Source organism: Xanthobacter aminoxidans, from assembly GCF_023571765.1.
In the GTDB taxonomy this organism is placed as follows: domain Bacteria; phylum Pseudomonadota; class Alphaproteobacteria; order Rhizobiales; family Xanthobacteraceae; genus Xanthobacter; species Xanthobacter aminoxidans.
Genome location: NZ_JAMJXC010000012.1, coordinates 125,490 through 138,612 on the forward strand (window position 1 = coordinate 125,490; position 13,123 = coordinate 138,612).

Annotated in this window: 12 protein-coding genes; 4 read left to right on the forward strand and 8 right to left on the reverse strand. The window is 67.4% G+C overall.

The window, feature by feature from the left end; all coding sequences use genetic code 11:
- Positions 1 to 24: 24 nt before the first annotated feature.
- From EJ105_RS18040 to EJ105_RS18065, 6 genes are all read right to left on the reverse strand, one after another.
- Complete coding sequence (locus tag EJ105_RS18040) at positions 25 to 1,065, reverse strand: TRAP transporter substrate-binding protein (protein ID WP_250167435.1); 1,041 nt, start codon at positions 1,063 to 1,065, stop codon at positions 25 to 27.
- 204 nt (positions 1,066 to 1,269) lie between these two features.
- Positions 1,270 to 1,776, reverse strand: a complete 507-nt coding sequence (locus EJ105_RS18045; RefSeq protein ID WP_250167436.1) for a peptide deformylase — start codon at positions 1,774 to 1,776, stop codon at positions 1,270 to 1,272.
- 214 nt (positions 1,777 to 1,990) lie between these two features.
- Entirely contained in the window at positions 1,991 to 3,355 is a 1,365-nt protein-coding gene (gene clcA, locus EJ105_RS18050; protein ID WP_250167437.1) for a H(+)/Cl(-) exchange transporter ClcA, read from the reverse strand.
- 117 nt (positions 3,356 to 3,472) lie between these two features.
- Entirely contained in the window at positions 3,473 to 5,215 is a 1,743-nt protein-coding gene (locus EJ105_RS18055; protein ID WP_250167438.1) for an ABC transporter ATP-binding protein/permease, read from the reverse strand.
- A gap of 237 nt (positions 5,216 to 5,452) precedes the next feature.
- On the reverse strand, positions 5,453 to 5,665 hold the full coding sequence (locus tag EJ105_RS18060) for an alkylphosphonate utilization protein (RefSeq protein ID WP_024280870.1): 213 nt from the start codon (positions 5,663 to 5,665) through the stop codon (positions 5,453 to 5,455).
- 14 nt (positions 5,666 to 5,679) lie between these two features.
- A complete protein-coding gene (locus tag EJ105_RS18065; protein WP_029555766.1) occupies positions 5,680 to 7,305 on the reverse strand; it encodes an acyl-CoA synthetase in 1,626 nt (541 codons plus the stop codon).
- A 238-nt stretch (positions 7,306 to 7,543) separates the two neighbouring features.
- On the opposite strand from EJ105_RS18065, the gene EJ105_RS18070 reads away from it, so the two are divergent.
- Entirely contained in the window at positions 7,544 to 9,460 is a 1,917-nt protein-coding gene (locus EJ105_RS18070; RefSeq protein ID WP_250167439.1) for a propionyl-CoA synthetase, read from the forward strand.
- Between the two features lie 86 nt (positions 9,461 to 9,546).
- Here the strand turns inward: EJ105_RS18070 and EJ105_RS18075 are convergent, their stop codons facing one another.
- Together EJ105_RS18075 and EJ105_RS18080 are read right to left on the reverse strand one after the other, a co-directional pair.
- Positions 9,547 to 9,867 (reverse strand): hypothetical protein, encoded by a 321-nt coding sequence (locus EJ105_RS18075; RefSeq protein WP_250167440.1) that lies wholly within the window; start codon positions 9,865 to 9,867, stop codon positions 9,547 to 9,549.
- Positions 9,868 to 9,908: 41 nt separating this feature from the next.
- Positions 9,909 to 10,226 (reverse strand): hypothetical protein, encoded by a 318-nt coding sequence (locus EJ105_RS18080; RefSeq protein ID WP_024280866.1) that lies wholly within the window; start codon positions 10,224 to 10,226, stop codon positions 9,909 to 9,911.
- Positions 10,227 to 10,558: 332 nt separating this feature from the next.
- Between EJ105_RS18080 and EJ105_RS18085 the strand changes: the two genes are divergently transcribed.
- The 3 genes from EJ105_RS18085 (at position 10,559) to EJ105_RS18095 (ending at position 13,122) form a co-directional block, all read left to right on the forward strand.
- Positions 10,559 to 11,266, forward strand: coding sequence for an outer membrane protein (locus EJ105_RS18085; RefSeq protein WP_029555762.1), 708 nt, complete (start codon positions 10,559 to 10,561; stop codon positions 11,264 to 11,266).
- A 196-nt stretch (positions 11,267 to 11,462) separates the two neighbouring features.
- Entirely contained in the window at positions 11,463 to 12,377 is a 915-nt protein-coding gene (locus EJ105_RS18090) for an MBL fold metallo-hydrolase (RefSeq protein WP_250167441.1), read from the forward strand.
- Positions 12,378 to 12,399: 22 nt separating this feature from the next.
- The gene (locus EJ105_RS18095; RefSeq protein WP_250167442.1) at positions 12,400 to 13,122 is read left to right on the forward strand and encodes an SOS response-associated peptidase; all 723 of its coding nucleotides are present in this window, start codon (positions 12,400 to 12,402) and stop codon (positions 13,120 to 13,122) included.
- Position 13,123: the final 1 nt, after the last annotated feature.

Genomic DNA, 13,123 nt, shown 5'->3' on the forward strand with positions numbered 1-13,123 from the left:
CCCGGATCATCCGGCCGGCTGCGATCACTCGGCTTTGGCGGTCGTCGCGTGCAGTTCGGCAAGATAGGCATTCCATGCATCGGCGCAAGCCGCGCCACACCGCTCGATCCAGCGCGGCAGGATGGTTCCGGAGAGCAGAGTAAGGCGGCGGGCGGCGTCGGCCTCGGATTGCGGCACCACCACCAGCCGGTGGGTCATCGGCCGGCTGCATGCGACGGCGCCGGTGTTGCAGTCGAGCCCGCGGGCGGTGTCGGCCTGGGCCTGCTGCCAGATGCGGCCTTCGAGATCGGCGAGGCCTCCGCGGATCTGGGCCCGCACGTCCTCCGGCAGGGCCATCCAGGCGTTGACGTTGGCGCCGAAGAAGGAAAGCCCCCAGCTGATCGCCATGCTGTGGACGTGGGTGGTGACGTCGCCGAGGCCGATCTCGTGGCCGCTGAGGGTGCCGGTGATGGCGCAATCCACCACCCCCTGCCGCACCGCATCCACCACATCCGCGAACGGCACCACCACGGGAATGGCCCCGAGCGCCTTCATCAGATCGGACTGGGCCACCGAGGAAGTGCGGACCCGGCGGCCGGCGATGTCGTCGAGGCCGCGGAAGCCGGAGCGGCAGAACAGCACCTGCGCCGGATAGGCATAGATGGCGAGCAGCTCGATGTCCCACCGGTCGCGCAGGATGTTGATGAGATGCACGCGGAAGGCGGCGACCGTCTTCTTCAGGGTCGCCATGTCAGGGTTGAGGATGGGCAGGTCCACGGCGTTGAGCTCCGGCTCCTCCGCCGAGACCACCGACATGAGGCCGGTGCCGAACGGCACCACGCCGAGCTGCATGAGCTGCAGCATCTCCTGCCCGCGCAGGCCGCCGCTGTCGTTGGGGATGATGGTGGCGACCACGCGCCCGCTGGTGCGCTCGGTGATCTCGCGCTCCCAGAACGGCTGCTCCAGCCGGGTGAACTGGGTGACGCCGCCGAGCCCGCCCACCACCTGCAGCCGGATGGGTTCATTCTTGGCGCGTGCGGGCGAGGCCGGTTGCAGGGCCATGAGGATGAGGGCGAGGGCGGCCATGAGCTGCCGCAGGCACGCCCGTGCCGTCCCGATTCGCCCGTGAACCGCCTTCCGCCCGCGTCGCGCCCGCATCTTCCGGCCCCGCCTTCAGGCCAGCCGCCCGCCCCGAACCGCAACGCCGGGAAGGGATATTTCTGTGAGAGTGAGCGCATGGGCGGGGAATGCGCAAGCACAAGCTTGCCCCATGGATGCCGCTTTCAGCCCTCAATCGGCGGAGGAGCGTTGTGCCTTCTCGTATTTGCGGACGACCCGCTCCCGCTTGAGGCGCGACAGGCGTTGCAGCCAGAAGATGCCGTCGAGCTGGTCGCGCTCGTGCTGGTGGCAGACGGCACGCAGCCCCTCGGCCTCTTCCTCCTGAAAGGCGCCGGCGAGATCCTGGTAGCGCACCCGCACGCGGGCCTTCCGCTCCACCTCCTCCACCGCGCCGGGCATGGAGACGCTGCCCTCGGCATGGCGGATGGTCTCGGGCGAGGACCACACGATCTCGGGATTGATATAGGTGCGCGGGCCGTCCTCATGGGACAGCTCCAGCACCACCACCCGCGTGGGCACGCCCACATGGGGCGCGGTGATGCCGATGCCCGGCGCGGCGCGCATCGTGTCGAGGAGGTCCGCCGCGAGGTCCGCGAGCGCCGCGTCGAACACCGTCACCGGCGCGGCCGGCAGTCGCAACCGCGGGTCGGGGAATTTCACGATCTGGCGTACCGCCATGGGGGCCTCCGTGTCGCGTCCCGATGCCTCCCGCCCGGACGCGCAGCGGGGACTCGGGACGGGGGGGCGGGATGTAATTTGATACCGTTTGAGGGGAGGTTGGGCGCGACGGCCTCGATCTTGGACCCGGCAGGAGCTGAACCGGTCCTGAACCTGTCCCGAATCCCGCCGATACCCCTGGTGCTACCCCCACTGAACCTGCCGATATCGGCTCCTATTGCGGGCGCCGCTCCCGCTCGTCCCAGCCGCCGATGACGTCCTGTTCCGGCTCCGGCGGACGGGGCATTCCGGCGAGGCGCAGGGTGCGGTCGAGCAGTACTTCGTAGATGGGTTTGCCGCCAAGTCCTTCTGCCACAAGGTTTGCGGTGACGCAGGTGAGGATGGTCGGCAGCAGGAGATCGTAGGCCCCGGTCAGCTCCGCCACCAGCACCATCCCCACCAGCGGCGCCCGCACCGTGGCCGAGAACAGGCCGCCCATGGCGGCGATCCCGCAGGCCGCAAACATCTGAGGCGGAAGGGGAAAAAGGCTCCCGAGTAAGGTCGCGAACAGCACCCCGACCGCCGTCGCCAGCGCCAGGATGGGGGCGAAGATGCCGCCGGGAATGCCGGTGGAATAGCTCGCCATGGTCATGGCGAACCGGATCAGGACGATCCCCGCCAAGGTCAGCGCCGGCAACCCCATGCCCGGCAAGGACACCGCCAGCATCTCCCCCCCGAACGTCGCCTCCGGCCGCAGCACCAGCAACGGCCCCACCGCCGCTCCGACCACCGCCGGCAGGACATAGGGCGAGACCTTCAAAGCCAGTCCCCGTGCGGCATCCAGCGAAAAGACCAGCGCCGCGTTGAAGGCGATTCCCACCCCTCCGAGCACCACGCCAAGCCCGATGAATGCTGGCAGGAAATGAAGCGGCACGGCGGCCACATCCATCTGCATGTCCGGCGCGGTGCCGCCGATGACCTGGGCCACGATGGCGCTCGCCGCCGAGCAGATGATGACCGCGCTATAGGTCCGCAACCCATAGGGAAACTGCCGCCGCGTCTCCTCGATGACGAACAGGATGGCCGCCAGCGGCGCGTTGAACGCCGCCGCCAAACCCGCCGCGGCGCCGGCCGCCAACAGGCCCCGGCTGTCGCGGGTGCTGAGGCCGGCGGCGTCCGAGATGGCCTTGGCGATGGAGGCGCCCATATGGATCGTCGGACCTTCCCGCCCCGCTACCAGCCCCGACCCGAGGGCCAGCACGCCGCCGATGAACTTCACCGGCAGCACCCGCTTCCAGCGCACCTCGCGCAGGCCTTCCAGCGCGCCCTCGATCTCCTGAACGCCGGAGCCCGCCGCCTCGGGCGCGAAGCGGCGCACCAGGAAGACCGCGAGCGCCACCATCAGAGCGGCGCCGGCCGAGAGGGCGGCATAAAGCTCCGGCCCCTGGAAATGCTCGCGCAGCAGCAGCGGCCACTCGCCGGCCTTCACCGTCGCCCAGTGGAAACCGGCGCCGACGCCGCCCCCGATGAAGCCCACCAGAGCGGCGAGGGCGTAATAGACGATGTCACGGGGCTTCTGGGCGGGCTCGGCGGTTGTCACGCGGGACCTCGGGGCGGGGCAGCTGGGCAGCCTGATGCACTGCAGCAACAGACTTAGCTGAGGCGTGCGGTGGGGGGCAAGGACTACCGACCCGTCCTCGTCCCGTCCCGCCTGCTTTCAAACCGCCTTGAGCGCCGGGGGCGCGGCCGGTCCCAGCATTCGCGGCGATTCCTCGCCGTGGAGGTGCAGCACCCGGTCATGCAGGTCCACCAGGGTGTTGCGGTGGCCGATGGAGATGAAGGTGCTCTCCGGCAGACGCTCCCGCAGCAAGCGGTAGAGCGCCGCTTCGGTCGCCTCGTCGACGGCGGACGTGGCCTCGTCCAACAGCAGCACCTCGGGCTCTTCCAGCAGTGCGCGGGCGATGGAGATGCGCTGCTGCTCACCCAGCGAAAGCTCGTGCGGCCACAGGGCTTCCGCATCCAGCCGGCCGGCGAGGTCGGAGAGCCCGACGGCGGTCAAGGCCTCGGCGATACGGTCCCGCGGCACGTCGGCGACGGGGCGGGGATAGGCGAGGGCCACATCCAGCCGTCCGGCCGGGACATAGGGCTTCTGCGGCAGCACCATGAGGCGATGCTCGGCGTGCCGGTGCACGGCGCCCGTCGAGTAGGGCCAGATACCGGCGATGGCGCGCAGCAGCGTGGTCTTTCCGGCACCGGAAGGACCGGTGATGAGCACGCATTCCCCGTGCGCGATATGGAGTTCGTCGGTGGCGATGAGGGGCGCGCCGCCCGGCAGGCGCACATCAAGCCCGCGCAGCGCCAGGGCCTTGGTGGCGGGAAGGGAGGCGAGGCTCTCGGTGGGGCGGTTGGTCTGCGCCGCCGCGATGGCCTTCTCGAAGCCGGTGAGCCGCTGCACGACCGAGGTCCATTCCGCCAGGGTCACGTAACTGGAAATGAAGAAGGAGAACGATCCCTGCACCGAGGAGAAGGCGCTCGCCGTCTGCATCAGCTGGCCGAGCTGGATCTGGCCGGAGAAATAGGCCGGGGCCACCACCACGTAGGGGAAGATGGTCGAGATCTGGTTGTAGCCGGCGGTGAACCAGGTGAGGCGCTTCTGCGCCTTCATCAGCTCGACGAAATTGCCGAAGATGTGGGAGAAGCGCCCCTCGAGCTTGCGCTCTTCGGCCTGCGCGCCGTCCAGAAGGGCGATCTGCTCGCCGTTTTCGCGCACCCGCACGAGATCGACGCGGAAGTTCGCCTCATAGCGCTGCTGCTCGAAATTGAGCTTCACCAGCGGCCGGCCGATGAAATGGGCGAGGAGCGTTCCGCCCGCGGCATAGATCAGCGCCGCCCAGAACAGGTAGCCCGGCACGTTCAGCTCGCGCCCGAACAGGTGCAGCGGCAGCGAGCCGGACAGATTCCACAGGATGACCGAGAAGGAGATGAGGGACACCACGGTGCCGAGCAGACCGACGCCGACCGAAATCGTGCGGCTGATGAAGGACTGCACATCCTCGGCGATGCGCTGGTCGGGATTGTCCGCCTCATCGCCGCCGAGCCGCAGGCGATAATGCACGTCGTCACCCAGCCACGCGTTGAGATAGCGCCGGGTGAGCCAGCGCCGCCAGCGCACCTCCAGCCACTGCTTCAGGTAGATCTGGTAGACCGCCACGACGATGGCGCCTGCGGCGATGGCGCAGAAGATCAGGATCTGCGTCTTGAACGCGGCGAAGTCCTTCTCCTGTATGGCATTGTAGAACGCGACGTTCCACTCGTTCAGCATCACCGTGGCGAACACCCACGCGAGCTCCAGAGCGATCACCGCGGCGAGGAGGCCGATGGCGATCCAGCGTTCCTCGCTTTTGAAATAGGGCACGGCGAGGCGGCGGATGTCGCCGAGAAGGGATAGAAGGGCACGCAAGGCCGGGCTCTCCGGGAGGGCTTCGCGGCAAGCATTGAACCCCCGCGCATGGCTGAACCATGGCCGCAGGATGAAGGATTGGAAAGGTGCCGGTGCGGCAGGGGAAGCGGGGTTACAGACAGGATTGCAAATCGAGTCTGTAACCCCGGGTCATCGGGCAGTCACGCACGGGGAGCCTGACCAGTCCTCCCGAAATGGGTCGCGCTGGACATGGCTCGCATCGTCCAGGTGACGCGCTCAGGCCTTCTTCACGAACTCCGTGCGCAGCACGAGGCCCTTCACCTTCTCGACCTTGCAGTCGATTTCTTCAGGGTCGCCGGTGAGGCGGATGCCTTTGACCAGCGTGCCGCGCTTCAGGGTCACGGACGTGCCCTTCACCTTGAGGTCCTTGATGAGAGTGACGTTGTCGCCGTCCTTCAGGACGGCGCCGTTGGCGTCGCGGACTTCAATGTCGGACATCTTCCTCAAACCTCCTTGGCCAGCTCGCGCAGGCGGAACTTCTGGATCTTGCCGGTGGAGGTCTTGGGAATTTCCTCGAAAACCACGTGGCGGGGGCACTTGTACGCCGCCAGATGAGCGCGGCAATGGGCGATGATGTCCTCGGCCGTCGCGCTCATGCCGTCGCGCAGCTCGACGAAGGCGACGGGCGTCTCGCCCCACTTCTCGTCGGGCTTGGCTACCACGGCGGCCGCGGCGATCGCGGGATGCTTGTAGAGGGCATCCTCCACCTCGATGGAGGAGATGTTCTCGCCGCCGGAGATGATGATGTCCTTGGAGCGGTCCTTGAGCTGGATGTAGCCGTCGGGATGCTTCACCCCGAGGTCGCCCGAGTGGAACCAGCCGCCTGCGAAGGACTTTTCGGTGGCCGAGGGGTTCTTCAGATAGCCCTTCATCACCACGTTGCCGCGGAACATGACCTCGCCCAGCGTCTCGCCATCGGCGGGGACCGGAACCATGGTTTCGGGGTCCATCACGTCGAGGGCTTCCAGCGCGCTGTAGCGCACGCCCTGCCGGGACTTGAGGAAGGCCCGCTGCTTGGCGTCGAGCGCATCCCACTCCGCGTGCCAGTCGTTGACGACCGCCGGGCCGTAGACCTCGGTGAGGCCGTACACATGGACCACGTTGAAGCCAGCGTCCTGCATGGCGGCGAGCACGGCTTCCGGCGGCGGGGCGGCGGCGGTGATGAACTCCACCCGGCCGGGCAGGGGGCGCTTGTCGGCTTCGGCCGCGTTGAGCAGCGTGGACATGACGATGGGCGCGCCGCACATGTGCGTCACCTTGTGGTCGGCGATGGCGTCGAACATGGCTTTCGCCCGCACCTGACGCAGGCACACATGGGTGCCGGCCACCAGCGTGATGGACCAGGGGAAGCACCAGCCGTTGCAGTGGAACATGGGCAGCGTCCACAGATACACCGGATGCTTGCCCAGAGCGCACGTCACCACATTGCCGACCGCCAGCAGATGCGCGCCGCGGTGGTGATAGACGACGCCCTTCGGATCGCCCGTGGTGCCGGACGTGTAATTCAGGGCGATGGCGTCCCATTCATCGGCCGGCGTCTTCCAGGCGAAGTCTTCGTCGCCGGTGGCGAGAAAATCCTCGTATTCCATCACCCCGATGCGGTCGCCCGGACCGGTGAACTCGGGATCGTCATAGTCGATGACGAGCGGCTTGCAGACGGCGAGGGCGAGGGCCGCCTTGATGACCGGAGAGAATTCGCGGTCGGTGATGAGCACCTTCGCCTCGCCGTGGTCGAGGGTGAAGGCGAGGATGGCGGCGTCGAGCCGGGTATTCAGCGAATTGAGCACCGCGCCCACCATGGGCACGCCGTAATGGGCTTCCAGCATGGCCGGCGCGTTGGGCAGCATCACCGCAACGGTGTCGCCGACGCCGACGCCCACCTTTGCGAGCGCCGAGGCAAGGCGCCGGCTGCGGGCGTAGAAATCGCGGTAATTGCGCTTCAAATTGCCGTGCAGGATGGCGGTGTGGTCCGGAAAGACGCTCGCCGCCCGCTCGAGGAAGCCGAGGGGCGTCAGCGGCTGGTAGTTCGCCGCATTCCGATCGAGATCCTGGTCGTAGATGCCGGCCATCGTGTCTCCCCCCTCGTCCGAAAGCTTGTGTTCGCGCCGGGATTCCGGTCGAATTGGAGCGCGAACCTAGCCGAGGGCGGCAGGGCGGTGCAATCAGCGGTGCCCGATACCAAAGTACCAGTTCGCCGCATGTGGTTGCAGGCCCAGGCGACAAACGTCTTACGCATTTGTGCGAGCTTGCGCTGTAAAAAAGCACCCGGCACTACCGGGCCAAAGAAGACCCTTGAGGGAGACGTCCATGTCCATTGATCGCGCGAGCCGCTACGCGCAGGCCTATGCCGGCTGGAAGACCGATCCGTCCGCCTTCTGGGCCGAGGCTGCCCGCGGCATCGACTGGACCCGGCCGCCGGAGACCATCTTCGATGCCGATGCCGGCGTCTATGGCCGCTGGTTTCCCGATGCGGTGGGCAATGTCTGCCACAACGCCCTCGACCGCCATGTCGCGGCCGGCCGTGGCGACCAGGCGGCACTGATCTACGACAGCCCGGTTGCCGGCACCAAGCGCACGCTCACCTATGGCGAGATGCTGAAGGAGACGGCGACGCTGGCCGCCGTGCTCCAGGACATGGGCGTCACCAAGGGCGACCGCGTTCTGATCTACATGCCCATGGTGCCGGAAGCGATCTGCGCCATGCTGGCGTGCGCCCGCATCGGCGCCATTCATTCCGTGGTGTTCGGCGGGTTCGCCGCCAAGGAGCTCGCCACCCGCATCGAGGATGCCGAGCCGAAGGTGATCCTCGCGGCCTCCTGCGGCATCGAGCCGAACCGCGTGGTGCCTTACAAGCCGCTCCTCGACCTCGCCATCTCCATGTCGGCCGTGAAGCCGGAGCACTGCCTGGTGCTGCAGCGGACCCAGGGGCCGGGCGCGCTCGTGGAGGGCCGCGATCTCGACTGGCAGGCCGCGGTCGATGCCGCAGCCGCGGCAGGCAAGGCCGCCCTCTGCGCCGACATGCGGGCGACCGATCCGCTCTACATCCTCTACACGTCAGGCACGACCGGGAAGCCCAAGGGCGTCGTGCGGGACACCGGCGGCTACATGGTGGCGCTCGACTGGAGCATGAAGAACCTCTACGGCATCAAGCCCGGCGAGGTATTCTGGACCGCCTCCGACATCGGCTGGGTGGTCGGCCATTCCTACATCGTCTACGCCCCGCTGATCCTCGGCGCGACCACGCTGGTCTATGAGGGCAAGCCGGTGGGCACGCCCGACGCCGGCGCCTTCTGGCGGGTGATCGAGGAGCACGGCGTCGTCGCGCTGTTCACGGCGCCGACCGCGCTCCGCGCCATCAAGAAGGAGGACCCGGACTGCCTCCTGAAGCAGGGGCGCGATCTTTCGCGCTTCCGCACCCTGTTCCTCGCCGGCGAGCGGGCTGATCCTGATACCGTCGTGTGGGCGCAGGAGCAGTTGAAGGTGCCGGTGGTTGACCACTGGTGGCAGACGGAGACCGGCTGGGCCATCGCCGCCAACCCCGTGGGCCTCGGCCTTCTGCCCATCAAGCTCGGCTCGCCCACGGTGCCCATGCCCGGCTACGACGTGCAGATCGTGGACGAGGCCTCCAAGCCCGTTCCGGCCGGCACCATGGGCTCCATCGTGGTGAAGCTGCCTTTGCCTCCCGGCTGCCTGCCCACCTTGTGGCAGCAGGACGACCGTTTCGCCGAGAGCTACCTCGCCGAGTTCCCCGGCTACTACAAGACCGCCGACGCCGGCTTCCTCGACGATGACGGCTATGTCTTCGTCATGGGCCGCACCGACGACATCATCAACGTCGCCGGCCATCGTCTCTCCACCGGCGGCATGGAGGAGGTGCTGGCCTCCCATCCGGACGTGGCCGAGTGCGCCGTCATCGGCGTGAAGGATGAGCTGAAGGGCGAGGTGCCCTGCGGCTTCGTCGTACTCAAGGCCGGCGAGCGACGCGCGCCGGACGTGATCGAGAAGGAACTGGTGGGGCTGGTGCGCGACCGCATCGGGCCGGTGGCGGCCTTCAAGCTCGCGGTCACCGTGAACCGCCTGCCCAAGACTCGCTCGGGCAAGATCCTGCGCGGCACCATGAAGAAGATCGCGGACCACGATCCCTGGACCGTGCCCGCAACCATCGACGACGCGGGTGTGCTGGAGGAGATCGAGGGCGTGCTCAAGGAGCGCGGCATCGCCTGAGCGGGGTGCCGCTTTTTGACCCTATCGAGGCCGGGCGATTGCCCGGCCTTTTTGCGTCCGGCAGCCGGGATTTTGGTCCCCCGACTTCAACGACGGCCGCCGCCGCGGGAGGGCACATAGCAGCTGTAGCCGATGAAGCACTGGGGATTGTCGCGCGTGGGCACCCATTCCGGGCGGGTCTCCTGGTCGTAGACGCAGAAGCTCTGGTCCCGCACATAGCGATCATAGAGGGTGGGGGAGGTGGCGAGCACCACGGCGCCCTTCGATTGAATGAGGGCCGCGGCCTGGGTGCAGGTGAAGGATCGGCTCTGCGTCTGCGCCGCCGCAGGCCCGGCGAGGGCGGCAAGGCCGGCCGCCATCACAAGGCCGAGAACCGGGCGGACCCGGCAGGTGGTGCACGTCGTCATGGCATCCTCCTTCGTGACGGACCTTTCGAGCCGGTCGTTCCTCACCGGAAGGAATTGTCCCGAGTCGGCACGTAGCAGGTATAGCCCACGAAGCATTGCGGATTGTCCTTCGTCTTGATCCATTCCGGCTTCAGCTGCTCGAAGCCGGAGCAGTAGCGCAGCGAAATCACGTAGCGGTCGAAGATGTTGGGACCCGTGCCCATGACGATGGCGCCTTGGCTCGAGACGAGGCCGGCCGCCGCGGCGCACGTCATCGTGAGGCTGTCTGGCCGCGCCAGCGCGGCGCCGGAGGTGATTGCGGCGAGCGCCGCCCCGGCCGCGACCGACCGCGCAAAGGCGGGGAATCGGTAAGGTTGCATGGCGTCCTCCTTCGGGAGACCTACGAATCCAGACTAAATCCGGGCCTCTGAACGCAGCTTGAAGGCGATTGTTTTTACGAACAATTTACCTTTCGGATCCGGTCACCGCGCCGATAGCCGGCGAAGGGCGGCCAACACCGCTATGTAGCGGTAGCATACTAGGAATTTGGCTCCGAGGCGTGCTGATTTGGGGCGACTGTGGCAAGAATGTTACGGCATTCCGGCGAGACCCCTGCTAGATAGATGTCACTGGACGAAAGGACTTGTGGCCCGAGACGGTCGTCGGTGATTTCGCCCAAAGCACAAGTTACCCAAGCAAGGGGGTTTTGGTCATGAAGCGGTTCCTTCTCGCCACTGTCGCGCTGGCGGCGCTCTCGGCTCCGGCCGCGGCTGCTGACCTGGCGACGAAGTATCCCGTCAAGGCGGTTGCCGTCGTTCCGGTGTTCTCCTGGACCGGCTTCTACATCGGTGGCAACGTCGGTTACGGCGGTGACTCGTTCACCTACGACGTCAACTACTTCGGCGCCCCGGTCGCCTCGGCCAGCCTGAACTCCTCCGGCTTCTATGCCGGTGGCCAGATCGGCTACAACTACCAGTTCGCGAACAACGTCGTCCTCGGTATCGAGACCGACCTGCAGTGGGCCAACATCGCTGGCACCGTCAGCGCTTCCGTCCTCGGCCTGCCGGTCGTGAGCGCTGGCACCACCATCGACTACTTCGGCACGATCCGCGCCCGCCTCGGCTACGCGATCGACCGGTTCCTGCCCTACATCACCGGTGGTGTGGCCTACGGCAAGACCGCGACCACGGCTTCGATCCTGGGCGTGCAGGTGTTCGACCAGTCCAGCACCAACTGGGGCTGGACCATCGGTGCCGGCGGCGAGTTCGCCATCACCAACAACTGGACGTTCAAGGCCGAATACCTCTACGTCGACCTCGGCTCTGCCAACGTGGACGCCGTCGCGATCGCGCCCGGCCTGAGCGCTGGTACGGACTCCAAGTTCAACTCGTTCCGCGCGGGTGTGAACTACAAGTTCTGATCGAAGCTCTGCTTCATCGTGAAGCCCGCTGCCTCGGCAGCGGGCTTTTCTTTTGCCTGCGCGACCCCGGCTTGGCGACCCGATCCCGTTCCGGTCCAGGCCGCCGTTTCCGAACCATCAAACCGCATCAGCGCGCGCCCGGAGCCCGCCACCGCCGCGGTTGTCGCTGAAGCCTCAACTGGGCTAGCGTTGCCCCATGAGCGACGAAATCGCCTTCGACCGAAGCTTTGATGTTCCAGCCGGCCGCCTCGATCAGGTGACGCCGCTGGTCCGGCGCATCGTGGCGCCCAATCCCTCACCCTTCACTTTCACCGGAACCTGCTCCTACATCGTGGGAAAAGGTACGGTGGCGATCATCGATCCGGGGCCGGATGATCCCACCCATATTGCGGCACTGCTCGATGCCGTGCGGGGCGAGACCGTCAGCCACATCGTCATCACCCATACCCATCGCGACCATTCCCCCGCGGCGCGCGCCATCCAGGCCGCCACCGGTGCGCCGACTGTTGCGGAGGGGCAACATCGCGCCGCCCGCCCGCTCGCCATCGGCGAGGTGAACCCATTGGACGCCAGCGCCGACATGGACTTCCGGCCGGACGTCGTCCTGCCTGGCGGTGAGGCGGTGGGTGGTCCGGGCTGGACGCTGACGGGTATTGCCAGCCCGGGGCATTGCGCCAACCACATGGCCTTCGCGCTGGCCGAGGAAGATCTCATCTTCTCCGGCGATCATGTGATGGCCTGGGCCACCTCCATCGTCGCGCCCCCGGACGGCTCCATGGGCGACTACATCCGATCGCTCGAGCGCTTCGCGGCACGCACCGAGTCGGTCTACCTCCCCGGCCACGGCGGGCCCGTGCGCGGCGCCCCGGCGTTCGTGCGCGATTACCTCGCCCATCGTGTGGCGCGGGAGGCCGCGATCCTGCGGGCGCTGGACCGGGACGTGGAGACGATTCCCGATCTGGTGCGGGGCATCTATATCGGCCTCGATCCCCGACTGGTGGGGGCGGCATCGCTCACTGTTCTGGCGCATCTCGAGCATCTGGTGGCCAGCGGCCGGGTCGTCACCGATGGAACGGCAGCCATCACCGGCCGATTCCGCCGGGCGGCCTGACGCGAGAGAAACCGGCGCGGCCATGTGCGGACGGTTCGTCCAGCTGACGCCTCCGGCGGCCCTCGCCGCCCTGTTCGGGGTCGATCCGACGCTGGCGCCTCTGCCCAACGTCCCGCCCCGCTACAACGCGGCGCCGACTCAGACTCTCATGGTCGTCCGCCGAAATCCCGAGACGGGGCGACGTCATCTCGATCTGCTGCGTTGGGGATTGGTGCCGTCTTTCGCCAAGGACCCATCCGGCGGCGGCAGCCTCATCAACGCGCGTTCGGAGACTGTTGCCGAAAAGCCGACCTTCCGCGGGGCTTGGCGCGCCCGGCGCCGTTGCATCGTCCCTGCCGACGCCTTCTATGAGTGGAAGGCCGTGGACAAGCGGCGCCAGCCCTTCGTCATTTCCCGCGCCGATGGCTCTCCCATGTCCTTCGCCGGCCTGTGGGAGGGCTGGAAGGATCCCGGCACGGGCCAATGGCTCCGCACCTTCACCATCCTCACCTGCCCCGCCACAGAACGCCTGCGCCCGCTGCACGAGCGCATGCCGGTCATCCTGCCCGACCAGGAAATTTCAGCCTGGCTGGAGGGGGAGGAGGGCGCCGCCCTGATGCGCTCCTATCCCAGCGAGGCGCTTCGCCTGACCCCGGTTTCGGCCAGCGTCAATTCCGTCCGCAATGAAGGCCCGGGCCTGGTGGAACCGTTGCCGCCGGACGAGGCGGCGGCTGCCGTCGCGCTTCTGGGAACGTCTGCGGTCTGAG